34 protein-coding genes and 8 pseudogenes are annotated in these 26850 nt (G+C 23.6%); 22 read left to right on the top strand and 20 right to left on the bottom strand.

Going from position 1 to position 26850, the window contains the following annotated elements:
- Nucleotides 1-62: 62 nt before the first annotated feature.
- The 6 genes and pseudogenes from AAHM78_RS11850 to AAHM78_RS11825 form a co-directional block, all read right to left on the bottom strand.
- Nucleotides 63-455, bottom strand: coding sequence for a UPF0236 family transposase-like protein (locus AAHM78_RS11850; protein ID WP_342253306.1), 393 nt, complete (start codon nt 453-455; stop codon nt 63-65).
- Between the two features lie 452 nt (nt 456-907).
- A pseudogene (locus AAHM78_RS11845) lies at nt 908-1057 on the bottom strand (transposase); the annotation flags it as partial.
- A gap of 21 nt (nt 1058-1078) precedes the next feature.
- Entirely contained in the window at nt 1079-1444 is a 366-nt protein-coding gene (locus AAHM78_RS11840) for a transposase family protein (RefSeq protein ID WP_342255143.1), read from the bottom strand.
- Nucleotides 1445-1698: 254 nt separating this feature from the next.
- Nucleotides 1699-2847 carry an IS1595 family transposase gene (locus AAHM78_RS11835; RefSeq protein WP_342253191.1) on the bottom strand — a complete coding sequence of 383 codons (1149 nt, stop codon included), beginning with the start codon at nt 2845-2847 and terminating at the stop codon, nt 1699-1701.
- A 33-nt stretch (nt 2848-2880) separates the two neighbouring features.
- Complete coding sequence (locus AAHM78_RS11830; RefSeq protein WP_342255166.1) at nt 2881-3129, bottom strand: transposase family protein; 249 nt, start codon at nt 3127-3129, stop codon at nt 2881-2883.
- A gap of 59 nt (nt 3130-3188) precedes the next feature.
- Nucleotides 3189-3581: a transposase family protein gene (locus AAHM78_RS11825; protein WP_342253305.1), complete on the bottom strand. Its 393-nt coding sequence runs from the start codon at nt 3579-3581 to the stop codon at nt 3189-3191.
- 83 nt (nt 3582-3664) lie between these two features.
- On the opposite strand from AAHM78_RS11825, the pseudogene AAHM78_RS17130 reads away from it, so the two are divergent.
- Both AAHM78_RS17130 and AAHM78_RS11820 read left to right on the top strand, forming a co-directional pair.
- Nucleotides 3665-3733 (top strand): annotated as a pseudogene (locus AAHM78_RS17130) (transposase-like zinc-binding domain-containing protein); the annotation flags it as partial.
- An 84-nt stretch (nt 3734-3817) separates the two neighbouring features.
- Complete coding sequence (locus AAHM78_RS11820) at nt 3818-4459, top strand: transposase (protein ID WP_342253304.1); 642 nt, start codon at nt 3818-3820, stop codon at nt 4457-4459.
- A gap of 86 nt (nt 4460-4545) precedes the next feature.
- Here the strand turns inward: AAHM78_RS11820 and AAHM78_RS11815 are convergent, their stop codons facing one another.
- From AAHM78_RS11815 to AAHM78_RS11805, 3 genes are all read right to left on the bottom strand, one after another.
- A complete protein-coding gene (locus tag AAHM78_RS11815; protein ID WP_342253303.1) occupies nt 4546-4887 on the bottom strand; it encodes a hypothetical protein in 342 nt (113 codons plus the stop codon).
- Nucleotides 4888-5165: 278 nt separating this feature from the next.
- Nucleotides 5166-5375: a transposase family protein gene (locus AAHM78_RS11810; protein ID WP_342252825.1), complete on the bottom strand. Its 210-nt coding sequence runs from the start codon at nt 5373-5375 to the stop codon at nt 5166-5168.
- Entirely contained in the window at nt 5342-5470 is a 129-nt protein-coding gene (locus AAHM78_RS11805; protein WP_342252839.1) for a hypothetical protein, read from the bottom strand. Before AAHM78_RS11805 ends, AAHM78_RS11810 begins: the two co-directional genes overlap by 34 nt.
- Before the next feature lie 354 nt (nt 5471-5824).
- Between AAHM78_RS11805 and AAHM78_RS11800 the strand changes: the two genes are divergently transcribed.
- The gene (locus AAHM78_RS11800) at nt 5825-6145 is read left to right on the top strand and encodes a transposase family protein (protein ID WP_342253302.1); all 321 of its coding nucleotides are present in this window, start codon (nt 5825-5827) and stop codon (nt 6143-6145) included.
- 54 nt (nt 6146-6199) lie between these two features.
- Here the strand turns inward: AAHM78_RS11800 and AAHM78_RS11795 are convergent, their stop codons facing one another.
- The gene (locus tag AAHM78_RS11795) at nt 6200-7021 is read right to left on the bottom strand and encodes an IS1595 family transposase (RefSeq protein WP_342252871.1); all 822 of its coding nucleotides are present in this window, start codon (nt 7019-7021) and stop codon (nt 6200-6202) included.
- Between AAHM78_RS11795 and AAHM78_RS11790 the strand changes: the two genes are divergently transcribed.
- On the top strand, nt 6999-7172 hold the full coding sequence (locus tag AAHM78_RS11790) for a hypothetical protein (protein ID WP_342253301.1): 174 nt from the start codon (nt 6999-7001) through the stop codon (nt 7170-7172). The two genes, AAHM78_RS11795 and AAHM78_RS11790, sit on opposite strands and share 23 nt — an antisense overlap.
- Here the strand turns inward: AAHM78_RS11790 and AAHM78_RS11785 are convergent.
- Both AAHM78_RS11785 and AAHM78_RS11780 read right to left on the bottom strand, forming a co-directional pair.
- Nucleotides 7169-7534: a transposase family protein gene (locus AAHM78_RS11785; RefSeq protein ID WP_342254958.1), complete on the bottom strand. Its 366-nt coding sequence runs from the start codon at nt 7532-7534 to the stop codon at nt 7169-7171. The two genes, AAHM78_RS11790 and AAHM78_RS11785, sit on opposite strands and share 4 nt — an antisense overlap.
- A 59-nt stretch (nt 7535-7593) precedes the next feature.
- A complete protein-coding gene (locus AAHM78_RS11780; RefSeq protein WP_342252835.1) occupies nt 7594-7986 on the bottom strand; it encodes a transposase family protein in 393 nt (130 codons plus the stop codon).
- Between the two features lie 135 nt (nt 7987-8121).
- Here AAHM78_RS11780 and AAHM78_RS11775 point away from each other — a divergent pair, with 135 nt between their 5' ends.
- Both AAHM78_RS11775 and AAHM78_RS11770 read left to right on the top strand, forming a co-directional pair.
- Complete coding sequence (locus AAHM78_RS11775; protein WP_342255165.1) at nt 8122-8496, top strand: transposase family protein; 375 nt, start codon at nt 8122-8124, stop codon at nt 8494-8496.
- A gap of 14 nt (nt 8497-8510) precedes the next feature.
- Nucleotides 8511-9333: pseudogene (locus AAHM78_RS11770) on the top strand (IS30 family transposase); the annotation flags it as partial.
- An 18-nt stretch (nt 9334-9351) separates the two neighbouring features.
- Here the strand turns inward: AAHM78_RS11770 and AAHM78_RS11765 are convergent.
- Both AAHM78_RS11765 and AAHM78_RS11760 read right to left on the bottom strand, forming a co-directional pair.
- A complete protein-coding gene (locus AAHM78_RS11765; RefSeq protein WP_342253299.1) occupies nt 9352-9612 on the bottom strand; it encodes a hypothetical protein in 261 nt (86 codons plus the stop codon).
- Nucleotides 9613-9646: 34 nt separating this feature from the next.
- The gene (locus tag AAHM78_RS11760; RefSeq protein WP_342253298.1) at nt 9647-10312 is read right to left on the bottom strand and encodes an IS1/IS1595 family N-terminal zinc-binding domain-containing protein; all 666 of its coding nucleotides are present in this window, start codon (nt 10310-10312) and stop codon (nt 9647-9649) included.
- Nucleotides 10313-10374: 62 nt separating this feature from the next.
- Between AAHM78_RS11760 and AAHM78_RS11755 the strand changes: the two are divergent.
- From AAHM78_RS11755 to AAHM78_RS11745, 3 genes and pseudogenes are all read left to right on the top strand, one after another.
- A pseudogene (locus AAHM78_RS11755) lies at nt 10375-10506 on the top strand (IS30 family transposase); the annotation flags it as partial.
- 187 nt (nt 10507-10693) lie between these two features.
- Nucleotides 10694-11041: a SemiSWEET family sugar transporter gene (locus AAHM78_RS11750; protein WP_174481527.1), complete on the top strand. Its 348-nt coding sequence runs from the start codon at nt 10694-10696 to the stop codon at nt 11039-11041.
- A 5-nt stretch (nt 11042-11046) separates the two neighbouring features.
- Nucleotides 11047-11409, top strand: a complete 363-nt coding sequence (locus AAHM78_RS11745) for a SemiSWEET family sugar transporter (RefSeq protein WP_342253297.1) — start codon at nt 11047-11049, stop codon at nt 11407-11409.
- A 19-nt stretch (nt 11410-11428) separates the two neighbouring features.
- Here AAHM78_RS11745 and AAHM78_RS11740 read toward each other — a convergent pair.
- Both AAHM78_RS11740 and AAHM78_RS11735 read right to left on the bottom strand, forming a co-directional pair.
- Nucleotides 11429-12371 (bottom strand): annotated as a pseudogene (locus AAHM78_RS11740) (IS30 family transposase).
- 101 nt (nt 12372-12472) lie between these two features.
- A complete protein-coding gene (locus AAHM78_RS11735; RefSeq protein WP_342252835.1) occupies nt 12473-12865 on the bottom strand; it encodes a transposase family protein in 393 nt (130 codons plus the stop codon).
- A gap of 71 nt (nt 12866-12936) precedes the next feature.
- On the opposite strand from AAHM78_RS11735, the pseudogene AAHM78_RS11730 reads away from it, so the two are divergent.
- From AAHM78_RS11730 to AAHM78_RS11715, 4 genes and pseudogenes are all read left to right on the top strand, one after another.
- Nucleotides 12937-13834 (top strand): annotated as a pseudogene (locus AAHM78_RS11730) (IS30 family transposase); the annotation flags it as partial.
- Nucleotides 13835-14063: 229 nt separating this feature from the next.
- The gene (locus AAHM78_RS11725; RefSeq protein ID WP_342253295.1) at nt 14064-15035 is read left to right on the top strand and encodes a serine/threonine-protein kinase; all 972 of its coding nucleotides are present in this window, start codon (nt 14064-14066) and stop codon (nt 15033-15035) included.
- Nucleotides 15036-15047: 12 nt separating this feature from the next.
- The gene (gene rsgA / locus AAHM78_RS11720; protein ID WP_342253294.1) at nt 15048-15929 is read left to right on the top strand and encodes a ribosome small subunit-dependent GTPase A; all 882 of its coding nucleotides are present in this window, start codon (nt 15048-15050) and stop codon (nt 15927-15929) included.
- A 13-nt stretch (nt 15930-15942) separates the two neighbouring features.
- Nucleotides 15943-16629 carry a ribulose-phosphate 3-epimerase gene (locus AAHM78_RS11715; RefSeq protein ID WP_342253293.1) on the top strand — a complete coding sequence of 229 codons (687 nt, stop codon included), beginning with the start codon at nt 15943-15945 and terminating at the stop codon, nt 16627-16629.
- A 103-nt stretch (nt 16630-16732) separates the two neighbouring features.
- On the opposite strand, the pseudogene AAHM78_RS11710 reads toward AAHM78_RS11715, so the two are convergent.
- Nucleotides 16733-16864 (bottom strand): annotated as a pseudogene (locus tag AAHM78_RS11710) (IS30 family transposase); the annotation flags it as partial.
- Between the two features lie 123 nt (nt 16865-16987).
- Here AAHM78_RS11710 and AAHM78_RS17125 point away from each other — a divergent pair.
- Together AAHM78_RS17125 and AAHM78_RS11705 are read left to right on the top strand one after the other, a co-directional pair.
- Entirely contained in the window at nt 16988-17287 is a 300-nt protein-coding gene (locus tag AAHM78_RS17125) for an IS1/IS1595 family N-terminal zinc-binding domain-containing protein (protein WP_425289810.1), read from the top strand.
- A complete protein-coding gene (locus tag AAHM78_RS11705; RefSeq protein WP_342253291.1) occupies nt 17247-17759 on the top strand; it encodes a hypothetical protein in 513 nt (170 codons plus the stop codon). Before AAHM78_RS17125 ends, AAHM78_RS11705 begins: the two co-directional genes overlap by 41 nt.
- 147 nt (nt 17760-17906) lie before the next feature.
- On the opposite strand, the pseudogene AAHM78_RS11700 reads toward AAHM78_RS11705, so the two are convergent.
- Nucleotides 17907-18819 (bottom strand): annotated as a pseudogene (locus AAHM78_RS11700) (IS30 family transposase).
- A gap of 302 nt (nt 18820-19121) precedes the next feature.
- Between AAHM78_RS11700 and AAHM78_RS11695 the strand changes: the two are divergent.
- Nucleotides 19122-19508 carry a hypothetical protein gene (locus AAHM78_RS11695; RefSeq protein WP_342253289.1) on the top strand — a complete coding sequence of 129 codons (387 nt, stop codon included), beginning with the start codon at nt 19122-19124 and terminating at the stop codon, nt 19506-19508.
- A 181-nt stretch (nt 19509-19689) separates the two neighbouring features.
- Complete coding sequence (locus AAHM78_RS11690) at nt 19690-20406, top strand: IS1595 family transposase (RefSeq protein ID WP_342253288.1); 717 nt, start codon at nt 19690-19692, stop codon at nt 20404-20406.
- A gap of 277 nt (nt 20407-20683) precedes the next feature.
- Here the strand turns inward: AAHM78_RS11690 and AAHM78_RS11685 are convergent, their stop codons facing one another.
- Together AAHM78_RS11685 and AAHM78_RS11680 are read right to left on the bottom strand one after the other, a co-directional pair.
- Nucleotides 20684-20815 (bottom strand): hypothetical protein, encoded by a 132-nt coding sequence (locus tag AAHM78_RS11685; protein WP_342252884.1) that lies wholly within the window; start codon nt 20813-20815, stop codon nt 20684-20686.
- 48 nt (nt 20816-20863) lie between these two features.
- The gene (locus AAHM78_RS11680) at nt 20864-21514 is read right to left on the bottom strand and encodes an IS1/IS1595 family N-terminal zinc-binding domain-containing protein (RefSeq protein WP_342253287.1); all 651 of its coding nucleotides are present in this window, start codon (nt 21512-21514) and stop codon (nt 20864-20866) included.
- Nucleotides 21515-21783: 269 nt separating this feature from the next.
- Here AAHM78_RS11680 and AAHM78_RS11675 point away from each other — a divergent pair, with 269 nt between their 5' ends.
- The 5 genes from AAHM78_RS11675 (at nt 21784) to AAHM78_RS11655 (ending at nt 26823) form a co-directional block, all read left to right on the top strand.
- Complete coding sequence (locus AAHM78_RS11675) at nt 21784-22728, top strand: IS30 family transposase (RefSeq protein ID WP_342253286.1); 945 nt, start codon at nt 21784-21786, stop codon at nt 22726-22728.
- A 176-nt stretch (nt 22729-22904) separates the two neighbouring features.
- On the top strand, nt 22905-24140 hold the full coding sequence (locus tag AAHM78_RS11670) for a methyltransferase domain-containing protein (protein WP_342253285.1): 1236 nt from the start codon (nt 22905-22907) through the stop codon (nt 24138-24140).
- A gap of 60 nt (nt 24141-24200) precedes the next feature.
- On the top strand, nt 24201-24950 hold the full coding sequence (locus tag AAHM78_RS11665) for a protein phosphatase 2C domain-containing protein (RefSeq protein ID WP_342253284.1): 750 nt from the start codon (nt 24201-24203) through the stop codon (nt 24948-24950).
- 84 nt (nt 24951-25034) lie between these two features.
- The gene (locus AAHM78_RS11660; protein ID WP_342253283.1) at nt 25035-25988 is read left to right on the top strand and encodes a serine/threonine-protein kinase; all 954 of its coding nucleotides are present in this window, start codon (nt 25035-25037) and stop codon (nt 25986-25988) included.
- Nucleotides 25989-26106: 118 nt separating this feature from the next.
- Nucleotides 26107-26823 (top strand): IS1595 family transposase, encoded by a 717-nt coding sequence (locus AAHM78_RS11655; protein WP_342252817.1) that lies wholly within the window; start codon nt 26107-26109, stop codon nt 26821-26823.
- The last annotated feature ends 27 nt before the right edge of the window (nt 26824-26850 follow it).

The following is a 26850-nucleotide window of genomic DNA, read 5'->3' as shown; positions in this document are numbered from 1 at the left end:
ACTTTGCACCTTGATTTTCAATACCTTGTTTATTATTTTTAAAATATTGTTTTTTTAATTTTTTATGGTTTTTTTAATATTTCATTCATATATTTTATTAACTCATCATATTGACCATTTTCAATAAAATTTCTACAAATCTTATATTCATCTCAATATTTTCCTTTATTTCCAGCGATTATTCCAACATATAATTTTTTAACTAAATGGAATTTATCTAAAACAAAATTTGCACCTAAATAATCAGCAACTTCTTTAATTCATCCTGCACTATCTCCACAAATAATAATTTTTGCTTGGTCAAAATTTTCAAAAAATCTATTTCCTTGTTCTTTGATAAATTCAGCAGTTTTTTTAACACCAATTGCTGTTTTTGTTGGTCTTATTATTATATCTGCTCTTTTATTAACTAATTTATGATTAACATTATCTGTACAAAATAATACTAAACGCATTGAATATTTACCAGAATTGCGTTTAAATTTTCAAAATTTTCGATGTCCATCATCAATACTAATATAAATAAATTGATTTGGTTCTAATTTTATTTTAGGAACATCTAATTTATTAACTTGATATTCTTAAAATAATCTACTAATACTTGTTGTACTAAATTTTGTTTGCTTCATAGTATGTAAAATATCAACATATCTTTTTCTTTTAATTTTCACAAAAAATCTTGATATTACTTTTAATTTAAAATTAAAAGTAATATTTTTATATCAGGGGTGATTTTTTGTGACTAATAATGAATTAATTGATGTTTTAAAAAACAAAAAAGATGAATAATTTATAAAAATTATTAGACATTTTAAAAATAGAATTAAACAAATTGAGAAAAAAGAAAAATTAGATGCAATTGATAAAAAATTTAAAGAAAAAGGAATTCAATAGACTTGGTGCAAAACTAAGGTAATTCCAAATTATATATTCCTGCTATTAAATTAAATCTTAATGCAAATCTTCGTATTTTATTGCGATATTTTAAACTTAAAATTTTAAAACGTTTTAGTTTAGCAAATACGTGTTCAATTTTAATTCTAATTTTACTTAAAGTTTTATTAGACTTGGTGCAAAACTAAGGTAATTCAAAATTATATATTCCTGCTATTAAATTAAATCTTAATGCAAATCTTCGTATTTTATTGCGATATTTTAAACTTAAAATTTTAAAACGTTTTAGTTTAGCAAATACGTGTTCAATTTTAATTCTAATTTTACTTAAAGTTTTATTGCATTCTTTTTGAATTGGTGTTAATTGATTGTATTTACTTTTTTTAAATGGCAAAAATGTATTTTTATGAATATTTTGTATACCTTGATAACCTGAATCAACAAAAACTTGTTTTTCTGGATGAATAAAAGTTTTAGATTTTAGAAGCAATTTAAAATCATGAATGCTTCCAAAACAAAAAGCAGTTGAAATAATTTTTCCATTGGAAATATCAATAATTATTTGGGATTTGAGAGAATGATGTTTCTTTTTACCTGAAAAAAGTAATTTTAGTTTTTTTTAATTCTTTCAATTGGAGTTTCAGTAGCATCAATAGCTAACAAATTATTATTAGTACCTTTATTTTTTGTTAAATCTTTTTTTCCAGGTAAATTAAAAAGGCTTTTCTCCCTTTATGTACAATTAAAATTTTATCACATAAATGTTTAGAAAAGCCTACATACGGATTTCTCCCCACATTTTTATTAAATCAAACACAACAATGTTGTTTCAAAACTGGGGTTTTTGTTGAATTTATATGCAGATTCTTTGGCATATAAATGCACATGCTGTTTTGAAACTCTGATATGTGTTCTGAAAGTTCGCCGAATATGTTTTCATACTGATTCAATTTGATTTGTATTTACACCATTCTTTGAAACATAACTATTTTGATGGTTCACTGTTTCATGTTTAGGAAAAAACAATTTGAAATCGCGATATCCTCTTCAAGAATCAGTATATACTTGGCATTGTGAAGAAATGTGTTTTTGTGCAAACTGCAAAAGATTTTTTCTGTTTGCATTTTTCATCACTTTCACAATTAGGTTGTTCGTTGTTTTTTCATAAATACCAACAATCAGTGTTTTATTCATCAAGGATCTTCCTTGTTTCTTGGCACCTATATGTGAAAGATACATTTCATCAATCTGTACTATGCCTCCCACAATGAATTCATGTTCTTGTTTGGCGATACGCTTTCTGATTTCATGACCCATTCTCCAAGCTGTTTTCAAGGTCACTCCCAATTCTTTTGCAACATCTGTTGATGGAATTCCATGTTTGGTATTTATTCATCGAAAAATGAGATAAAACCAAGATGTCAAAGGAATTTGTGACCTTGAAAAAATGGTTCCAGAGAGGATACTGAATGTTTGATTACATTTCAAGCATCTTACTCTTTTTAAATCAGAAGTATTCAAAGTAGAACTATAGCACCGTATGCATTTGGTTTCTTTCAACATTGCTATATATTCAAGACATTGTTGTTCGGTTTGAAAAACGTTGTTGAACTCATTAAATTTCATTTGTTCCTCCCACGCGTACATGTGGGGAGAAATCCGATTAAAAATTCCGCTTTTTATTAAAATATTTTCAATTCAAAAAATATTACGAATGCAACTAGTATGACTAATATTATATCTTTTTGCAATAACTCTATAACTACTATAGTCTTTTCAATATTCTAAAGTCATTAATAAACGCTCTTCAATTACAATTTTATTTTTTCTACCACCATAATATTTTTGTTTAGACTCAGCAATTTTTAAAATTTCAAGCATTTTATAAAATGTTTGTGGCTTTATGCCGACTAAACTATAAAATTCTTGATCATCTTTATATTTTTTCAACATAATAACTATCACCTTTAATATTAATAATAATCGTTAAATTGTTAAAATTAAAGGTTTTGCACCAAGTCTATTGTATTCTTTTTGAATTGGTGTTAATTGATTGTATTTACTTTTTTTAAATGGCAAAAATGTATTTTTATGAATATTTTGTATACCTTGATAACCCGAATCAACAAAAACTGGTTTTTCTGGATGAATAAAAGTTTTAGATTTTAGAAGCAATTTAAAATCATGAATGCTTCCAAAACAAAAAGCAGTTGAAATAATTTTTCCATTGGAAATATCAATAATTATTTGGGATTTGAGAGAATGATGTTTCTTTTTACCTGAAAAAAGTAATTTTAGTTTTTTTTAATTCTTTCAATTGGAGTTTCAGTGGCATCAATAGCTAACAAATTATTATTAGTACCTTTATTTTTTGTTAAATCTTTTTTTCAAGGTAAATTAAAAATTCCGCTTTTTATTAAAATATTTTCAATTCAAAAAATATTACGAATGCAACTAGTATGACTAATATTATATCTTTTTGCAATAACTCTATAACTACTATAGTCTTTTCAATATTCTAAAGTCATTAATAAACGCTCTTCAATTACAATTTTATTTTTTCTACCACCATAATATTTTTGTTTAGACTCAGCAATTTTTAAAATTTCAAGCATTTTATAAAATGTTTTTGGCTTTATGCCGACTAAACTATAAAATTCTTGATCATCTTTATATTTTTTCAACATAATAACTATCACCTTTAATATTAATAATAATCGTTAAATTGTTAAAATTAAAGGTTTTGCACCAAGTCTAATGTCCAAATTGTAAATCTTATTTATGTGTAAAAAATGGTTTTAAGAATAATAAGCAAAAATATTTATGCAAAGATTGTAAAAGTAGCTTTGATGCTTTAAGAAATCATTTTTTACATTGAAGTCATTTATCTCATGAACAATGAGATTGAATAATTTGATTGTCATTGTTAGGTCAATCTGCTTATACTATTTCTCAATTTGCTAAAATTTCAAAAACATCAGCATGATTTAATCGTCAAAAATTTATGAAATCATCACAATTAGCAAAAAAACAAAAACCATTCACAAAATTAAAAGGTAGAATTGAAATTGATGAAACTTTTATCAAAGAAATTCATAAAGGAAATTTCAAAAATCCAGATGATCCAAGAAAAAAATGAATTGAAGAAAATGCTAAAGATTTAAACTGTTGTATTGAAATGGCAATTGATGAAAATAAAAATATTTATGCTCAAACAACAAATACTAAAAGATTAACAAAAAAATGAGTACAAGAAAATTTAACATCTAATCTTATCGAAGAAAAATCAATTATAGTTTATGATATGCAAATACTATATGATACAGTAGCTAAACAAACAAAATGTACTCTCAAGAAATTTAAATCAAAAGAAAATAAAGAATTAAATTATAAAAATTTAAGTAATATCAGTAAAATACAATCAAGTTTAAAAGAATTTATTACTCATTATCATGGCATTGGATTTACCAATATTCAAAATTACCTCAATTTATGAAAATTTAAATACCAACATTATAAAATATCACCTTATGCAAAATCTGAAGCATTATATTTCAGTTTGTAAAAAAAATAAATCCCAAAATTAAATAAAATCAAATTTTAGGCCAGGTTGATGATTTTTTTTTATTTCATCAAGAGTTTTTTTGCAAATTAAAATCTTTTTCCGTCAGCAAAATGTTCAATAACATTATTTTTGATATCCTGACAAGTTCTTTTATATTTAGGTAATTCTAATTCTTCATCTAATAAACAAACTCTTACTCATTTTTTTAATTGTTCATCATAATATTTATAATCACGACATTTATAAATAACAAGACCATTGATAGTATTTCTAGTTCTTTCTTTAATTTTAACTGGAATATATTTTCTATCTCTTTCTTTTAATATTCTTCAATCTGTTTTTTCTCATTGATTTTTTATATCATCTCTAAATGATTGATACATTCTTTTTGTTGCTTCTTTTAAAGTTCATAAATAATTAAAACTCATATTTTTTCTCCTAACTATTTTAAAAAAATCTAAATTTATTGTAAATATATTTAAAAAAATAATTTACTTAATTATTATATAAATATATAAGTTTAATTTTAAATAAAATAAAAAATATTTAAAAAACCACTTTCATATTTAAAATATAATAAACAATTTCAATATAATTAATAGTATAAGGTATCATAAAATAAACGCCTTTAATTTAGGCGTTATTTTGCATTTAAAAGCATACTTGTAAAAATAATCAAAAATAGTACAATAGACTTGGTGCAAAACTAAGGTAATTCAAAATTATATATTCCTGCTATTAAATTAAATCTTAATGCAAATCTTCGTATTTTATTGCGATATTTTAAACTTAAAATTTTAAAACGTTTTAGTTTAGCAAATACGTGTTCAATTTTAATTCTAATTTTACTTAAAGTTTTATTGTATTCTTTTTGAATTGGTGTTAATTGATTGTATTTACTTTTTTTAAATGGCAAAAATGTATTTTTATGAATATTTTGTATACCTTGATAACCTGAATCAACAAAAACTTTTTTTCTGGATGAATAAAAGTTTTAGATTTTAGAAGCAATTTAAAATCATGAATGCTTCCAAAACAAAAAGCAGTTGAAATAATTTTTCCATTGGAAATATCAATAATCATTTGGGATTTGAGAGAATGATGTTTCTTTTTACCTCTTTAATTGTAAAATTAAAAAGGACACTTATATAAAAATTAAATTGTGTTAGTTCTATAATTAAGAAAAGAAAGGAATTAGCGCAATGTATAAGTATCTGAGTATTGAATCAATAATAGCAATAAAAGAATATAAAAATTATGGATTTTCGATTCGTAAAATAGCAAAAATTGTTGATTAGACTTGGTGCAAAACCTTTAATTTTAACAATTTAACGATTATTATTAATATTAAAGGTGATAGTTATTATGTTGAAAAAATATAAAGATGATCAAGAATTTTATAGTTTAGTCGGCATAAAGCCACAAACATTTTATAAAATGCTTGAAATTTTAAAAATTGCTGAGTCTAAACAAAAATATTATGGGGGTAGAAAAAATAAAATTGTAATGGAAGAGCGTTTATTAATGACTTTAGAATATTGAAAAGACTATAGTAGTTATAGAGTTATTGCAAAAAGATATAATATTAGTCATACTAGTTGCATTCGTAATATTTTTTGAATTGAAAATATTTTAATAAAAAGCGGAATTTTTAATGGCTTTTCTCCCTTTATGTACTATTTTTAAATTTTATCACATAAATGCTGAGAAAAGCCTATCTACGGACTTCTCCCCACATTTTTAAATCAAACATAACATTACAGTTTCAAAACTAGGTATATTGTTGAATTTATATGCCGATTCTTTTGCATATAAATGAACATGATGTTTTTCAACTTTGATATGTGTTTTAAATGTTCGTCTGATGTGCTTTCATGCCGATTCAATCTGGTTTATGTTTACACCAGTTTTTGAAACATAGCCATCTTGATGGTTAACTGTTTCATGCTTAGTGAAAACTGATTTAAAATGGCGATATCCTTTTCAAGAATCAGTATGTACATCACACTTTGAAGAAATGTGGTTTCTTGCAAATTGCAAAAGATTTTTTTGATTTGCATTTTTCAACACTTTCACAATTAAATTATTGGTTGTTTTTTCATAAATCCCAACAATCAAAGTTTTATTTTTTAAGGATCTTCCTTGTTTTTTAAAACCCATATGTGAAAGATACATTTCATCCATTTGCACTATGCCCTCAACAATGAATTGAGGTTCTTGTTTTGCAATTGCACTTCGGATTTTATGACCCATTCTTCAAGAAGTTTTCAAAGTTACTCCCAATTCTTTTGCAACATCAGTTGATGGAATTCCATGTTTGGTGTTTATTCATCTAAAGATGAGATAAAACCAAGATGTCAAAGGTGTTTGTGACTTGTAAAAAATGGTGTCATGAAGAATACTAAATGTTTGATGACATTTCAAACATCTTATTCTTCTTAAATCAGAAGTATTCAAATTTGTTCAAGAACACCTCATACATTTGTTTTCCTTCAAACTTGCTATATATTTCAAACAATCTTTTTCTGTTTGAAATATATTGTTGAACTCATTCAATTTCATTGTTTCCTCCACAAGTACATGTGGGGAGAAGTCCGTTTTTAATTTACCTGGAAAAAAAGATTTAACAAAAAATAAAGGTACTAATAATAATTTGTTAGCTATTGATGATACTGAAAATCCAATTGAAAGAATAGACTTGGTGCAAAACTAAGGTAATTCAAAATTATATATTCCTGCTATTAAATTAAATCTTAATGCAAATCTTCGTATTTTATTGCGATATTTTAAACTTAAAATTTTAAAACGTTTTAGTTTAGCAAATACGTGTTCAATTTTAATTCTAATTTTGCTTAAAGTTTTATTGTATTCTTTTTGAATTGGTGTTAATTGATTGTATTTACTTTTTTTAAATGGCAAAAATGTATTTTTATGAATATTTTGTATACCTTGATAACCTGAATCAACAAAAACTTGTTTTTCTGGATGGATAAAAGTTTTAGATTTTAGAAGCAATTTAAAATCATGAATGCTTCCAAAACAAAAAGCAGTTGAAATAATTTTTCCATTGGAAATATCAATAATTATTTGGGATTTGAGAGAATGATGTTTCTTTTTACCTGAAAAAAGTAATTTTAGTTTTTTTTAATTCTTTCAATTGGAGTTTCAGTAGCATCAATAGCTAACAAATTATTATTAGTACCTTTATTTTTTGTTAAATCTTTTTTTCCAGGTAAATTAAAAATTCCGCTTTTTATTAAAATATTTTCAATTCAAAAAATATTACGAATGCAACTAGTATGACTAATATTATATCTTTTTGCAATAACTCTATAACTACTATAGTCTTTTCAATATTCTAAAGTCATTAATAAACGCTCTTCAATTACAATTTTATTTTTTCTACCACCATAATATTTTTGTTTAGACTCAGCAATTTTTAAAATTTCAAGCATTTTATAAAATGTTTGTGGCTTTATGCCGACTAAACTATAAAATTCTTGATCATCTTTATATTTTTTCAACATAATAACTATCACCTTTAATATTAATAATAATCGTTAAATTGTTAAAATTAAAGGTTTTGCACCAAGTCTAATTAAAAAAAACTAAAATTACTTTTTTCAGGTAAAAAGAAACATCATTCTCTCAAATCCCAAATAATTATTGATATTTCCAATGGAAAAATGATTTCAACTGCTTTTTGTTTTGGAAGCATTCATGATTTTAAATTGCTTCTAAAATCTAAAACTTTTATTCATCCAGAAAAACAAGTTTTTGTTGATTCAGGTTATCAAGGTATACAAAATATTCATAAAAATACATTTTTGCCATTTAAAAAAAGTAAATACAATCAATTAACACCAATTCAAAAAGAATACAATAAAACTTTAAGTAAAATTAGAATTAAAATTGAACACGTATTTGCTAAACTAAAACGTTTTAAAATTTTAAGTTTAAAATATCGCAATAAAATACGAAGATTTGCATTAAGATTTAATTTAATAGCAGGAATATATAATTTTGAATTACCTTAGTTTTGCACCAAGTCTATTATAGTAAATCAACTGTACATAGAGTTTGTAGATTATTAAATAAAAACTTATTGCCATTAGAAATATTGAATCAATTTCAAAAAAATAAACAAAATGCAGGCAGAAAATTAATAATTTTAACTTTAACAGAAATTAATAGTATTAATCATTTGTTAATTACTAAAAAGTATGCTCTTGATATAATTGCTAACTTTTTAAAGGAAAATAAAATAAAAAGTATTTCAACAAAAACTTTATATAACATGTTTAAAACAAATCGAATGGGTTTTGATGAAAATAACTTATTGAGAAAAGGCAAAAATAAATCTCACAAACAAAAAGAAACTAGGGGCAAAATTAATAATTGTAAGTCTATTCATGAAAGAAATTTAATCATTCCTAATATTAAAAATATACAAGAATTTGGTCATTTAGAAGGTGATACTATCATTGGCAAAGATCATAAAAGTTCTATTATTACTTTGGCTGATATATGATCAAAAACCACAATTCCTTTAGTAACTAAAAATCATAAATCAGAAAATATTACGAAAAGTATAATAAAATTTATTTCAAAGTTACAAAAAGGAACAGTTAAAACCATTACTTTTGATCGTGGTAAAGAATTTAGTAAATGAAGATTAATCGAAAAAATTTGTAATGTCAAAATTTATTTTGCAGATCCTGGTAAACCTTGCCAAAGGGGTTTAAATGAAAATAATAATGGTATTTTAAGAAGATATTTACCAAAATCTACAGATCTATCTTTTAATTTTCAAAAAAAACTCTTGATGAAATAAAAAAAATCATCAACCTGGCCTAAAATTTGATTTTATTTAATTTTGGGATTTATTTTTTTTACAAACCGAAATATAATGCTTCAGATTTTGCATAAGGTGATATTTTATAATGTTGGTATTTAAATTTTCATAAATTGAGGTAATTTTGAATATTGGTAAATCCAATGTCATGATAATGAGTAATAAATTCTTTTAAACTGGATTGTATTTTACTGATATTACTTAAATTTTTATAATTTAATTCTTTATTTTCTTTTGATTTAAATTTCTTGAGAGTACATTTTGTTTGTTTAGCTACTGTATCATATAGTATTTGCATATCACAAACTATAATTGATTTTTCTTCGATAAGCTTAGATGTTAAATTTTCTTGTACTCATTTTTTTTGTTAATCTTTTAGTATTTGTTGTTTGAGCATAAATATTTTTATTTTCATCAATTGCCATTTCAATACAACAGTTTAAATCTTTAGCATTTTCTTCAATTCATTTTTTTCTTGGATCATCTGTATTTTTGAAATTTCCTTTATGAATTTCTTTGATAAAAGTTTCATCAATTTCAATTCTACCTTTTAATTTTGTGAATGGTTTTTGTTTTTTTGCTAATTGTGATGATTTCATAAATTTTTGACGATTAAATCATGCTGATGTTTTTGAAATTTTAGCAAATTGAGAAATAGTATAAGCAGATTGACCTAACAATGACAATCAAATTATTCAATCTCATTGTTCATGAGATAAATGACTTCAATGTAAAAAATGATTTCTTAAAGCATCAAAGCTACTTTTACAATCTTTGCATAAATATTTTTGCTTATTATTCTTAAAACCATTTTTTACACATCAATAAGATTTACAATTTGGACATTGAATTCCTTTTTCTTTAAATTTTTTATCAATTGCATCTAATTTTTCTTTTTTCTCAATTTGTTTAATTCTATTTTTAAAATGTCTAATAATTTTTATACATTCTTCATCTTTTTTGTTTTTTAAAACATCAATTAATTCATTATTAGTCACAAAAAATCACCCCTCATATAAAAATATTACTTTTAATTTTAAATTAAAAGTAATATCAAGATTTTTTGTGAAAATTAAAAGATCTATCTTCATATAAACAAAAAGATTTAAATTTTATAGCATTTCAAATTAATTCTACACCCAGAAAATCGCTCTCTTATAAAAGACCAATAGATTTAATACAATTATTTTAAAAAACTGTCCCATTTATATTTACAACTCAGGTTTTTTTAGATTTATTTGAAAAAATATTAACTAAACACTTTCTATTTTAAATTATTAAAAGTAAAATAATGTTATTGTTAATAAAACAAGAAATAAGTATATTAATAGTTTTAAAAAAACTACTAAAATATTTTTAAAATTTAATGGAGGATGAAAATGCAAACTTTTATTGGAATTATAGGTTATTTAGCCGGAATATTGTCTATTATAACATTTATTCCACAAGCAATAAAAACAATAAAAACTAAGGAAACTAAACATATAATCTTATCAACTTATATTATTTATAATATTGCTAATCTTTTTTTCTTGATATTTGGAATACTTTCAGTAACATTACCAGTAATGTGACCAGAAGGTGCTGATACTCTTGAAATTGCAATTTGAGGTTCTACCTTAATAATACCGTATACAGTAACAATGACTGCAACTAATTGTATTATTTATGTTAAAGTAAAAAATATGAAAACGTTGGGCGAAAATGCTAAAACTTTGGAGGAATAAAAATAATGGCAAATACTGAATGATGAATTATTACTATAATAGGGATTATTGGAGCACTTATTGCTGTTATAGCATTTTGTCCACAGTCTTTAAAAACAATAAAAACTAAAAAAACAGATGGTATTTCTTTACTTACATTTATTCTTTATACAACAGCTAACAGTTTATGAGTATTATGGGGCATTATTCATTTATCATATCATGGTGGATCTGAATCAACAATTTTAATGAAAGATTTAGTTATAATTTGTGCTAATACACCTTGTGCGATATGATCAGGAATTATTCTTGGTATTAAAATTAATAATATGTATAAATATGGTGAAGATTGTAAAAAACGAAAAGGTAAAGTAAATCCTGAGTTGTAAATATAAATGGGACAGTTTTTTAAAATAATTGTATTAAATCTATTGGTCTTTTATAAGAGAGCGATTTTCTGGGTGTAGAATTAATTTGAAATGCTATAAAATTTAAATATTTTTTTATATGAAGATAGATCTGTAGATTTTGGTAAATATCTTCTTAAAATACCATTATTATTTTCATTTAAACCCCTTTGGCAAGGTTTACCAGGATCTGCAAAATAAATTTTGACATTACAAATTTTTTCGATTAATCTTCATTTACTAAATTCTTTACCACGATCAAAAGTAATGGTTTTAACTGTTCCTTTTTGTAACTTTGAAATAAATTTTATTATACTTTTCGTAATATTTTCTGATTTATGATTTTTAGTTACTAAAGGAATTGTGGTTTTTGATCATATATCAACCAAAGTAATAATAGAACTTTTATGATCTTTGCCAATGATAGTATCACCTTCTAAATGACCAAATTCTTGTATATTTTTAATATTAGGAATGATTAAATTTCTTTCATGAATAGACTTACAATTATTAATTTTGCCCCTAGTTTCTTTTTGTTTGTGAGATTTATTTTTGCCTTTTCTCAATAAGTTATTTTCATCAAAACCCATTCGATTTGTTTTAAACATGTTATATAAAGTTTTTGTCGAAATACTTTTTATTTTATTTTCCTTTAAAAAGTTAGCAATTATATCAAGAGCATACTTTTTAGTAATTAACAAATGATTAATACTATTAATTTCTGTTAAAGTTAAAATTATTAATTTTCTGCCTGCATTTTTTTTATTTTTTTGAAATTGATTCAATATTTCTAATGGCAATAAGTTTTTATTTAATAATCTACAAACTCTATGTACGGTTGATTTACTATAATCAACAATTTTTGCTATTTTACGAATCGAAAATCCATAATTTTTATATTCTTTTATTGCTATTATTGATTCAATACTCAGATACTTATACATTGCGCTAATTCCTTTCTTTTCTTAATTATAGAACTAACACAATTTAATTTTTATATAAGTGTCCTTTTTAATTTTACAATTAAAGCCCGAAAAAAGTAATTTTAGTTTTTTTTAATTCTTTCAATTGGAGTTTCAGTAGCATCAATAGCTAACAAATTATTATTAGTACCTTTATTTTTTGTTAAATCTTTTTTTCCAGGTAAATTAAAAATTCCGCTTTTTATTAAAATATTTTCAATTCAAAAAATATTACGAATGCAACTAGTATGACTAATATTATATCTTTTTGCAATAACTCTATAACTACTATAGTCTTTTCAATATTCTAAAGTCATTAATAAACGCTCTTCAATTACAATTTTATTTTTTCTACCACCATAATATTTTTGTTTAGACTCAGCAATTTTTAAAATTTCAAGCATTTTATAAAATGTTTGTGGCTTTATGCCGACTAAACTATAAAATTCTTGATCATCTTTATATTTTTTCAACATAATAACCATCACCTTTAATATTAATAATAATCGTTAAATTGTTAAAATTAAAGGTTTTGCACCAAGTCTAATATAAAAATTATGGATTTTCGATTCGTAAAATAGCAAAAATTGTTGATTATAGTAAATCAACCGTACATAGAGTTTGTAGATTATTAAATAAAAACTTATTGCCATTAGAAATATTGAATCAATTTCAAAAAAATAAACAAAATGCAGGCAGAAAATTAATAATTTTAACTTTAACAGAAATTAATAGTATTAATCATTTGTTAATTACTAAAAAGTATGCTCTTGATATAATTGCTAACTTTTTAAAGGAAAATAAAATAAAAAGTATTTCGACAAAAACTTTATATAACATGTTTAAAACAAATCGAATGGGTTTTGATGAAAATAACTTATTGAGAAAAGGCAAAAATAAATCTCACAAACAAAAAGAAACTAGGGGCAAAATTAATAATTGTAAGTCTATTCATGAAAGAAATTTAATCATTCCTAATATTAAAAATATACAAGAATTTGGTCATTTAGAAGGTGATACTATCATTGGCAAAGATCATAAAAGTTCTATTATTACTTTGGCTGATATATGATCAAAAACCACAATTCCTTTAGTAACTAAAAATCATAAATCAGAAAATATTACGAAAAGTATAATAAAATTTATTTCAAAGTTACAAAAAGGAACAGTTAAAACCATTACTTTTGATCGTGGTAAAGAATTTAGTAAATGAAGATTAATCGAAAAAATTTGTAATGTCAAAATTTATTTTGCAGATCCTGGTAAACCTTGCCAAAGGGGTTTAAATGAAAATAATAATGGTATTTTAAGAAGATATTTACCAAAATCTACAGATCTATCTTCATATAAAAAAATATTTAAATTTTATAGCATTTCAAATTAATTCTACACCCAGAAAATCGCTCTCTTATAAAAGACCAATAGATTTAATACAATTATTTTAAAAAACTGTCCCATTTATATTTACAACTCAGGATTTTAGAAAAAAATGGAAATATTAATAATAAAGTTAAATTATTAATTAAGCAAGCATTACTTAATGTTTCAACTGATAATGTTACTGCATTATTAATGGAAATAAAATTTTAGTCTTTTGATATTTTTGTGTAAAATATAAATTATAAATAAGTTAGTAATTTTTAAAAAATAAATTTAAAAGTAATGGTGAAACTAATGGAAATAAATAAATTATTGAATAATCGTTATCATATTTTAAAAATTATTGGTTCGGGTGGTATGGCTAAAGTTTATGAAGCACAAGATAAATATTTAAATCGGCAAGTTGCTTTAAAAGTAATTAATCCAATTTCACCACTAGAGGACTTAATAAAAGAACGATTTTTGCAAGAAATTAGAGCAGTATCTAGAGTTAGACATCCCAATGTTATTTTGGTATATGATGTTTTTATTGATAAGAAAGATTGATGCTTAGTTTTTGAATTATTAGAAGGTAAAACATTAAAAGAATATTTAAGTAATTATTCAGTTTTATCAGTTAATGAAGTTATAGTTATTATGAAAGAAATTTTAAAAGGGGTTAATGCGTGTCATTCAGTCAATATTATTCATCGTGATTTAAAACCCGAAAATATTATTTTAACTAGTAGTGGAGCAATTAAAGTTTTAGACTTTGGTATTGCTGTTATTGATGATTATGAAGTTAAAAAACACGCTAATCAAGTTGTAGGAACAATGAAATATATTGCTCCAGAAGTAGTAAAATTTCAAAAACCAACAATTCAAAGTGATATTTATGCTTTGGGTATTATATTATATGAATTATTAGTTGGTAAACCACCTTTTTTTCATAAAAATCCACAAATATTAGCCGCTAAACATATTAAAGAACCAATGCCATTAATTCATGAAATTAATAAGAATATTCCACAGAGTTTAGAAAATATTATTTTGAAGGCAACTGCTAAGAATATTAATGATCGCTATCGGACAATTAGTGAATTGAGTAATGATTTAGATTGTTGTTTAAAAACGGAAAATAAAAATAATATGTTATTTAAGAAAAATTACTTAAATTCACAAAAATTAAAAAAACCATTTTATTTAAAAAAAGAATTTTTATTATCTTTAATTTTAATTATATTATTACTTATTGGTGTTATTATAAGCATATTAATTTTATATTAATTGGAGGACACTATGAATTTTAAACAAGGAATAGTTATTGTAGTTGCAAATAACTTTGTTGAAGTAAGAATTGAAAATCAAATTTTTTCTTGTTTAATCAAAGGAAATTTAAAATTTCAAACAGCAAAAATTTTAGTTGGTGATTATGTTAAAGTTAATTTTAAAGATGATAAAAATCCTTTGGTTGAATCAATTTTACCTCGATTTAATGAACTATATCGACCAAGCATTGCTAATGTTGATCAAGTATTAATTGTTAGTTCTCTTGTTAATCCTTTTCTTAGTAGTTTTCTATTAAATAAATTATTAATTATTTTTAATTATTATCATTTAAAAATAATTTTAATATTTACAAAAATTGATTTGGTAACTAAAGATAATGAAGTTTGAACAAAAGTTAAAGCATATCAGAATTTAAATTTACCAACAATTTTTATTTCAAATGTTAAAAAAAACGGTATTGAAGATTTAAAAAAAGTTTTTACAAACAAGTTATCAATATTAACAGGTACTTCAGGAGTGGGAAAGAGTTCAACTTTAAATAGTTTGGATAATAATTTAAAATTATGAACACAGGATATTTCTACAAGTTTAAATCGTGGTAAACATACCACAACTAAAAATCGCCTTTATTTTTTACATGATGGTATTATTGCAGATACACCTGGTTTTTCGGTCTTTCAGTTACAAGGTCTAAGTAGTATTGATATTGCTACTAATTTTCCTAGTTTTACTAATATTTGACAAAATTGTAAGTTTCGTACTTGCTTACATCAGCAAGAACCAGAATGTGCAATTAAAAAAGCAGTTTCAAATAAAATAATTTCTAGTTTTTTTTATGAAGATTATTGTAAAATTTTAATAGAATTAAATAAAATTAATAATTTAAAATAAAGGATGGTAATATATGAAAAAAGAAGTAACAATTGCCGCTAGCATTTTAACTGCTAACTTTCTATCTTTAAAAGATGATTTATTAAATTTACAAAATGCAGGAATTAATTGAATTCATTTTGATGTTATGGATCATCATTTTGTTGAAAATTTAAGTTTTGGTGCAAAAATATTAAGTGATGTATGTAAATTTAGTTCTAATATCAATATTGATTGTCATATGATGGTAAAGATAACAACATCAAAAGTATGTTATTATTTAAAACCATTTATAATTTTACCGCAAGTTAAAAATATTACTTTGCATTATGAAGCATTAACAGACGAACAATTAAAAGAATTTCTGCAGTGAAAAAACCCTGGTTTTAAAAAAGGAATTGCCATTAATCCTGATACACCAATTTCAAAAATTTATGATTATTTGAAAGATCTTGATACAATTTTAATTATGAGTGTGCAACCAGGTGCGGGTGGACAACGTTTTTTAGATTTAACTATTAATAAAATTAAAATGTTAGTAAAACATATCGATAATAATTTTCCAAATATTACAATTGCTGTTGATGGTGGCATTAATAATTTAACAGCAAATGATTGTATTGCTGCTGGTGCTAATTACCTAGTAGCGGGTAGTTATTTATTAAATAGTGATAATTCAGTAAAAAAACAAGTTGCGATGTTAACAAATTATGAAAAATAGTGATATTAAACAATTAGTAATTGTTTGTTGTGATTATAATTTAAATTGAGAACAATTTATTAATCCAATTTTCCTGAGTTGTAAATATAAATGGGACAGTTTTTTAAAATAATTGTATTAAATCTATTGGTCTTTTATAAGAGAGCGATTTTCTGGGTGTAGAATTAATTTGAAATGCTATAAAATTTAAATCTTTTTGTTTATATGAAGATAGATCTTTTAATTTTCACAAAAAATCTTGATATTACTTTTAATTTAAAATTAAAAGTAATATTTTTATATCAGGGGTGATTTTTTGTGACTAATAATGAATTAATTGATGTTTTAAAAAACAAAAAAGATGAAGAATTTATAAAAATTATTAGACATTTTAAAAAATAGAATTAAACAAATTGAGAAAAAAGAAAAATTAGATGCAATTGAGAAAAAATTTAAAGAAAAAGGAATTCAATGTCCAAATTGTAAATCTTATTGATGTGTAAAAAATGGTTTTAAGAATAATAAGCAAAAATATTTATGCAAAGATTGTAAAAGTAGCTTTGATGCTTTAAGAAATCATTTTTTTACATTGAAGTCATTTATCTCATGAACAATGAGATTGAATAATTTGATTGTCATTGTTAGGTCAATCCGCTTATACTATTTCTCAATTTGCTAAAATTTCAAAAACATCAGCATGATTTAATCGTCAAAAATTTATGAAATCATCACAATTAGCAAAAACACAAAAACCATTCACAAAATTAAAAGGTAGAATTGAAATTGATGAAACTTTTATCAAAGAAATTCATAAAGGAAATTTAAAAAATCCAGATGATCCAAGAAAAAAATGAATTGAAGAAAATGCTAAAGATTTAAACTGTTGTATTGAAATGGCAATTGATGAAAATAAAAATATTTATGCTCAAACAACAAATACTAAAAGATTAACAAAAAAATGAGTACAAGAAAATTTAACATCTAAGCTTATCGAAGAAAAATCAATTATAGTTTGTGATATGCAAATACTATATGATACAGTAGCTAAACAAACAAAATGTACTCTCAAGAAATTTAAATCAAAAGAAAATAAAGAATTAAATTATAAAAATTTAAGTAATATCAGTAAAATACAATCAAGTTTAAAATAATTTATTACTCATTATCATGGCATTGGATTTACCAATATTCAAAATTACCTCAATTTATGAAAATTTAAATACCAACATTATAAAATATCACCTTATGCAAAATTTAAAGCATTATATTTCAGTTTGTAAAAAAAATAAATCCCAAAATTAAATAAAATCAAATTTTAGGCCAGGTTGATGATTTTTTTTATTTCATCAAGAGTTTTTTTGAAAATTAAAAGATAGATCTGTAGATTTTGGTAAATATCTTCTTAAAATACCATTATTATTTTCATTTAAACCCCTTTGGCAAGGTTTACCAGGATCTGCAAAATAAATTTTGACATTACAAATTTTTTCGATTAATCTTCATTGACTAAATTCTTTACCACGATCAAAAATAATGGTTTTAACTGTTCCTTTTTGTAACTTTGAAATAAATTTTATTATACTTTTCGTAATATTTTCTGATTTATGATTTTTAGTTACTTAAAGGAATTGTGGTTTTTGATCATATATCAGCCAAAGTAATAATAGAACTTTTATGATCTTTGCCAATGATAGTATCACCTTCTAAATGACCAAATTCTTGTATATTTTTAATATTAGGAATGATTAAATTTCTTTCATGAATAGACTTACAATTATTAATTTTGCCCCCAGTTTCTTTTTGTTTGTGAGATTTATTTTTGCCTTTTCTCAATAAGTTATTTTCATCAAAACCCATTCGATTTGTTTTAAACATGTTATATAAAGTTTTTGTTGAAATAATTTTTATTTTATTTTCCTTTAAAAAGTTAGCAATTATATCAAGAGCATACTTTTTAGTAATTAACAAATGATTAATACTATTAATTTCTGTTAAAGTTAAAATTATTAATTTTCTGCCTGCATTTTGTTTATTTTTTTGAAATTGATTCAATATTTCTAATGGCAATAAGTTTTTATTTAATAATCTACAAACTCTATGTACAGTTGATTTACTATAATCAACAATTTTTGCTATTTTACGAATCGAAAATCCATAATTTTTATATTCTTTTATTGCTATTATTGATTCAATACTCAGATACTTATACATTGCGCTAATTCCTTTCTTTTCTTAATTATAGAACTAACACAATTTAATTTTTATATAAGTGTCCTTTTTAATTTTACAATTAAAGAATTATAAACAAAAAAAACAAAGTTAAAAGAATACTTTCTTCAAATGATTTTAGTCAAATCATAGGAACGAAAAAAGAATTAAAAATAAAACTAAGAAAATATTTTAAAGAAATATTTATTAGAGATGTTGATATAAATTTATTTAAAAAAATTCTAAAATCAGAAAGTGGAGTTAATAAAAAACCAACAAAAATTGCCTGAAATTTTTTTATAATTTTGACAAGTTCAATATTAATAAATAAATCCGAAGGAAGAGTTTCTGAAGCAATTAAAAGTATTAAAAATACTTTTGATGAAAGTAAACAAATATTATTAACTTCCGATAACAATAACTTAGTAACAGATGTAATTTTAAAAATTATGAATTTAAAAATCAGACCAATCTTAATTGCTAGTAGATCACTAACAAAAATAGACACTAATGGTAATTTCATCATTAATGATGAAAATTTAAGCAAAAAAGAAATCGAAGATTTTTGAAAACAAATTGATAAAGTTAGAAAAGATTTAATAGAAAACAAATATTTATATTTTATTTCAATACTTTCACTTTCAACTGCAACTAATGAACAACTCAAAAAATTATTAAACTACACAGATTAAAATTTTAATTTTCAAAAAAACTCTTGATGAAATAAAAAAGGAAATTATCCCTGCATGTACTAGTGTGGAGGAAAAAATGAATTGAAATGAATTCAATAGCATATTTCAAACTGAAAACGATTGTTTGAAATATATAGCGAAGTTTAAAATAATGAAATGCATCAGGTGTGCTTCTTCTAGTTTGAATGCTTCTGATTTGAGAAGAATACGATGTTTGAACTGTAACCAAACATTTAGTATTCTTTATGGAACCATTTTTTATAAGTCACAGACCCAAATGACATCTTGGTTTTATCTCATCTTTAGATGAATAAACACAAAGCATGGCATACCAGCAACCGATGTTGCAAGGGAATTGGGTGTGACCTATAAAACAGCTTGAAGAATGTGTCGTGAAATCAGGACTAGAATTGGAAATCAAGATGCAGGTTTCATTGTTGATGGCACAGCACAGATGGATGAAATGTATCTTTCACATTTAGGTTTTAAAAAACAAGGAAGATCCTTGTTGAATAAAACTTTGATTGTTGGAGTTTATGAGAAAACCAGCAACAAACTAATTGTGAAGGTGCTGAAAAATGCAGATGAAAAAAACCTTTTAAGATTTGCATTGAAACACATTTTTACTGAGTGCTGTCTATTTACGGATTCTTGGAAGGGATATGTAAGTTTCAAAAACTTCTATCCCAAACATGAAATCGTAAATCATGAAGTTGGGTATGTGTCACCAACAGGTGTAAACACAAACCAGATTGAATCAGCATGAAAGCACATCCGACGAACTTTCCGAACACACATAAGAGTTTCAAAGCACAATATTCATTTATATGCAAAAGAATCAGCATATAAATTCAATAACATACCTAGTTTTGAAACTGTAATTTTGTGTTTGATTTAAATACATGCGGGGATAATTTCCTAGGTAGGCTTTTATCTCCATTTATGTGATAAAATTTAAAAATAGTACATAAAGGGATAAAAGCCATAAAAAAAATCATCAACCTGGCCTAAAATTTGATTTTATTTAATTTTGGGATTTATTTTTTTTACAAACCGAAATATAATGCTTCAGATTTTGCATAAGGTGATATTTTATAATGTTGGTATTTAAATTTTCATAAATTGAGGTAATTTTGAATATTGGTAAATCCAATGCCATGATAATGAGTAATAAATTATTTTAAACTTGATTGTATTTTACTGATATTACTTAAATTTTTATAATTTAATTCTTTATTTTCTTTTGATTTAAATTTCTTGAGAGTACATTTTGTTTGTTTAGCTACTGTATCATATAGTATTTGCATATCACAAACTATAATTGATTTTTCTTCGATAAGCTTAGATGTTAAATTTTATTGTACTCATTTTTTTGTTAATCTTTTAGTATTTGTTGTTTGAGCATAAATATTTTTATTTTCATCAATTGCCATTTCAATACAACAGTTTAAATCTTTAGCATTTTCTTCAATTCATTTTTTTCTTGGATCATCTGGATTTTTGAAATTTCCTTTATGAATTTCTTTGATAAAAGTTTCATCAATTTCAATTCTACCTTTTAATTTTGTGAATGGTTTTTGTGTTTTTGCTAATTGTGATGATTTCATAAATTTTTGACGATTAAATCATGCTGATGTTTTTGAAATTTTAGCAAATTGAGAAATAGTATAAGCAGATTGACCTAACAATGACAATCAAATTATTCAATCTCATTGTTCATGAGATAAATGACTTCAATGTAAAAAATGATTTCTTAAAGCATCAAAGCTACTTTTACAATCTTTGCATAAATATTTTTGCTTATTATTCTTAAAACCATTTTTTACACATCAATAAGATTTACAATTTGGACATTGAATTCCTTTTTCTTTAAGTTTTTTATCAATTGCATCTAATTTTTCTTTTTTCTCAATTTGTTTAATTCTATTTTTAAAATGTCTAATAATTTTTATAAATTCTTCATCTTTTTTGTTTTTTAAAACATCAATTAATTCATTATTAGTCACAAAAAAATCACCCCTGATATAAAAATATTACTTTTAATTTTAAATTAAAAGTAATATCAAGATTTTTTGTGAAAATTAAAAGATTAAAATATTAAATGTTTAAATAAAATATAAGTAAAAAAACAAATTTAAATTTTTAAAACAATATCTTTAAAATTACCTATTAAGACTTATGTTTTATAATCTTTAATTGTAAACTTAAAAAGGACACTTATATAAAAATTAAATTGTGTTAGTTCTATAATTAAGAAAAGAAAGGAATTAGCGCAATGTATAAGTATCTGAGTATTGAATCAATAATAGCCATAAAAGAATATAAAAATTATGGATTTTCGATTCGTAAAATAGCAAAAATTGTTGATTATAGTAAATCAACTGTACATAGAGTTTGTAGATTATTAAATAAAAACTTATTGCCATTAGAAATATTGAATCAATTTCAAAAAAATAAACAAAATGCAGGCAGAAAATTAATAATTTTAACTTTAACAGAAATTAATAGTATTAATCATTTGTTAATTACTAAAAAGTATGCTCTTGATATAATTGCTAACTTTTTAAAGGAAAATAAAATAAAAAGTATTTCAACAAAAACTTTATATAACATGTTTAAAACAAATCGAATGGGTTTTGATGAAAATAACTTATTGAGAAAAGGCAAAAATAAATCTCACAAACAAAAAGAAACTAGGGGCAAAATTAATAATTGTAAGTCTATTCATGAAAGAAATTTAATCATTCCTAATATTAAAAATATACAAGAATTTGGTCATTTAGAAGGTGATACTATCATTGGCAAAGATCATAAAAGTTCTATTATTACTTTGGCTGATATATGATCAAAAACCACAATTCCTTTAGTAACTAAAAATCATAAATCAGAAAATATTACGAAAAGTATAATAAAATTTATTTCAAAGTTACAAAAAGGAACAGTTAAAACCATTACTTTTGATCGTGGTAAAGAATTTAGTAAATGAAGATTAATCGAAAAAATTTGTAATGTCAAAATTTATTTTGCAGATCCTGGTAAACCTTGCCAAAGGGGTTTAAATGAAAATAATAATGGTATTTTAAGAAGATATTTACCAAAATCTACAGATATATCTTCATATAAACAAAAAGATTTAAATTTTATAGCATTTCAAATTAATTCTACACCCAGAAAATCGCTCTCTTATAAAAGACCAATAGATTTAATACAATTATTTTAAAAAACTGTCCCATTTATATTTACAACTCAGGTTTTATTAAAAATAATAATTTATTACTAAAAATGCATTGTAATGATGCATTTTTTAATAGTTATAGTAGTAAAATACTTATCAAAATTAAAAATATAATTTAAGTTATAATATATGTATAATTAAAAATTCTGTGGGGTTAAATAATGATAATTCAAAATGATGTTTATAAAATTCTAGTACAAGTAATCCTAGAAAAAGGTCATTGTAATGTTTTATTAGCACAAATGATGCGAGATAAAAATCTAACATTATCAGAAAAAGAAGCAATTGAAAAGATAGTACTAGGAACTTTAAAAAATCAAATTTATTTAGATTATATATTAAATCAAATATGAAATGTTTTGAAATCAGTAATTACTATTCCTTTTCACATAACTATTTTATTATGAATAGTTTTATATGAAATCTATTTTTTAGAAATTACTAATAAAGAAATTTTCATTGAAAATACTTTAAAAAAAGTAAGCATTATTGATAATAAACTAACATTTATTATTTCTAAAGTATTAGATTTATGTTTTACTGAATTTAGATCAGAATTTAATTTACAAAAAGAAAGTAAACAAAATATTAAATTAATTAAATATAGTTATCCTAGTTGATTATACTCTTTAATAAAATCACAATTTAGTATTAATATTGCAAATCAATTGATAAAAGATAACTTAAGAATGCCATTAATTAGTTTTAGAGTTAATACATTAAAAACTACTGTTAATAAAGTGTTAAACAATGAAAATTATAAATCTTTTAACTTTTGTTTAAGCGAGATAGTATCTGATGGTATTATTAGTTCAAAGTCAATTTTTAACACAAAATTATATGAAAATGGTGAAATTATTAAACAAGATCAAGCAAGTATGTTAGTTAGTCATATTTTAGATCCACAACCATATGATGAAGTATTAGATATGTGTGCAGGAATTGCTAGTAAAACAGCCCATATGGCAGCTTTAATGTCTAATCACGGTAAGATAGTTGCTTGTGATATAAATGAAGAACGATTAAAAATTGGTGCTACTTATTTAAAAAAATTAGGCGTAACAAATACTGAACTTAAATATGGTGATTCTACAATATTAGATTTTAATAATAAATTTGACAAAATTTTAATTGATGCTCCTAGTACTGCTTGAGGTTTAATTAAAAGAAAACCAGAAGTTAAACTTATCAATTGAAGTAAAGAAGAAATTAATCAGTTAATTACTGTTCAAGCAAAATTATTAAATAAGGCTTATCAACTTTTACAACCTGAAGCGATAGTTGTGTACGTTACTTGTACTTTCAATATTAAAGAAAATCAAAATCAAATTGAGAATTTTGTTAAAAATCACCCAGATATGACAATCATTGCAGAAAAACAATTTTTTTGGTTTTAATAACAATACTGATGGATTTTATATTTGTAAATTAAAAAAATGAATATAGGGGGACAGTTTATGAAAATAAATGCTAGTTATAAAACAGATGTTGGTAATTATCGTACAAATAATCAAGATGCCGTTTTATATTTAACAAATAACACCGGACAAGTTATTGGTGTTGTTTGTGATGGATTGGGTGGTCATAAATGTGGTGAAGTGGCCAGTAATATGGCTGTTAGTATGTTAAAAAAATTTTTTGAAACAACAGATTTTACTAAATTAAAACATGATAAACAAATTCATGCATGATTACAAGAAAAGATAGAAATTATTCAAATTGAAATGAATAATTTTAGTTTAATTAATGAACAAGCGCTTGATATGGGAACAACTATGGTAATAATTTTAATTACTAATAACAAAGCTTATTTAATAAATATTGGTGATTCACGTATTTATCAATATAGTGAACAAGGATTAAAACAGTTAACAGTTGATCATAATATTTTAAATTTATATTTACAAAAAAATACAACTAAAGAATCAAGTGTTGATTTAAATCACACTTATTGAAAGGCATTGACTAGTGCTCTTGGTCCACGTAAGCCATTAAAAACTGATATTTTTCATTTACCATTAATAATTCCATCATATTTTCTTTTAACTAGTGATGGTGTTCATGATTTTTTAGAAGAATATGAAATAGTTAATATTTTAGAAAAAAATGGAAATATTAATAATAAAGTTAAATTATTAATTAAGCAAGCATTACTTAATGTTTCAAATGATAATGTTACTGCATTATTAATGGAAATAAAATTTTAGTCTTTTGATATTTTTGTGTAAAATATAAATTATAAATAAGTTAGTAATTTTTAAAAAATAAATTTAAAAGTAATGGTGAAACTAATGGAAATAAATAAATTATTGAATAATCGTTATCATATTTTAAAAATTATTGGTTCGGGTGGTATGGCTAAAGTTTATGAAGCACAAGATAAATATTTAAATCGGCAAGTTGCTTTAAAAGTAATTAATCCAATTTCACCACTAGAGGACTTAATAAAAGAACGATTTTTGCAAGAAATTAGAGCAGTATCTAGAGTTAGACATCCCAATGTTATTTTGGTATATGATGTTTTTATTGATAAGAAAGATTGATGCTTAGTTTTTGAATTATTAGAAGGTAAAACATTAAAAGAATATTTAAGTAATTATTCAGTTTTATCAGTTAATGAAGTTATAGTTATTATGAAAGAAATTTTAAAAGGGGTTAATGCGTGTCATTCAGTCAATATTATTCATCGTGATTTAAAACCCGAAAATATTATTTTAACTAGTAGTGGAGCAATTAAAGTTTTAGACTTTGGTATTGCTGTTATTGATGATTATGAAGTTAAAAAACACGCTAATCAAGTTGTAGGAACAATGAAATATATTGCTCCAGAAGTAGTAAAATTTCAAAAACCAACAATTCAAAGTGATATTTATGCTTTGGGTATTATATTATATGAATTATTAGTTGGTAAACCACCTTTTTTTCATAAAAATCCACAAATATTAGCCGCTAAACATATTAAAGAACCAATGCCATTAATTCATGAAATTAATAAGAATATTCCACAGAGTTTAGAAAATATTATTTTGAAGGCAACTGCTAAGAATATTAATGATCGCTATCGGACAATTAGTGAATTGAGTAATGATTTAGATTGTTGTTTAAAAACGGAAAATAAAAATAATATGTTATTTAAGAAAAATTACTTAAATTCACAAAAATTAAAAAAACCATTTTATTTAAAAAAAGAATTTTTATTATCTTTAATTTTAATTATATTAGGAAATTATCCCCGCATGTACTAGTGTGGAGGAAAAAATGAATTGAAATGAATTCAATAGCATATTTCAAACTGAAAACGATTGTTTGAAATATATAGCGAAGTTTAAAACAATGAAATGCATCAGGTGTGCTTCTTCTAGTTTGAATGCTTCTGATTTGAGAAGAATACGATGTTTGAACTGTAACCAAACATTTAGTATTCTTTATGGAACCATTTTTTATAAGTCACAGACCCAAATGACATCTTGGTTTTATCTCATCTTTAGATGAATAAACACAAAGCATGGCATACCAGCAACCGATGTTGCAAGGGAATTGGGTGTGACCTATAAAACAGCTTGAAGAATGTGTCATGAAATCAGGACTAGAATTGGAAATCAAGATGCAGGTTTCATTGTTGATGGCACAGCACAGATGGATGAAATGTATCTTTCACATTTAGGTTTTAAAAAACAAGGAAGATCCTTGTTGAATAAAACTTTGATTGTTGGAGTTTATGAGAAAACCAGCAACAAACTAATTGTGAAGGTGCTGAAAAATGCAGATGAAAAAAACCTTTTAAGATTTGCATTGAAACACATTTTTACTGAGTGCTGTCTATTTACGGATTCTTGGAAGGGATATGTAAGTTTCAAAAAATTCTATCCCAAACATGAAATCGTAAATCATGAAGTTGGGTATGTGTCACCAACAGGTGTAAACACAAACCAGATTGAATCAGCATGAAAGCACATCCGACGAACTTTCCGAACACACATAAGAGTTTCAAAGCACAATATTCATTTATATGCAAAAGAATCAGCATATAAATTCAATAACATACCTAGTTTTGAAACTGTAATTTTGTGTTTGATTTAAATACATGCGGGGATAATTTCCTAGGTA

Origin of the sequence: Spiroplasma endosymbiont of Zeiraphera isertana, from assembly GCF_964030805.1 — a bacterium.
In the GTDB taxonomy this organism is placed as follows: domain Bacteria; phylum Bacillota_I; class Bacilli_A; order Mycoplasmatales; family VBWQ01; genus Spiroplasma_E.
This window is presented reverse-complemented; position numbering and strand designations above follow the sequence as displayed.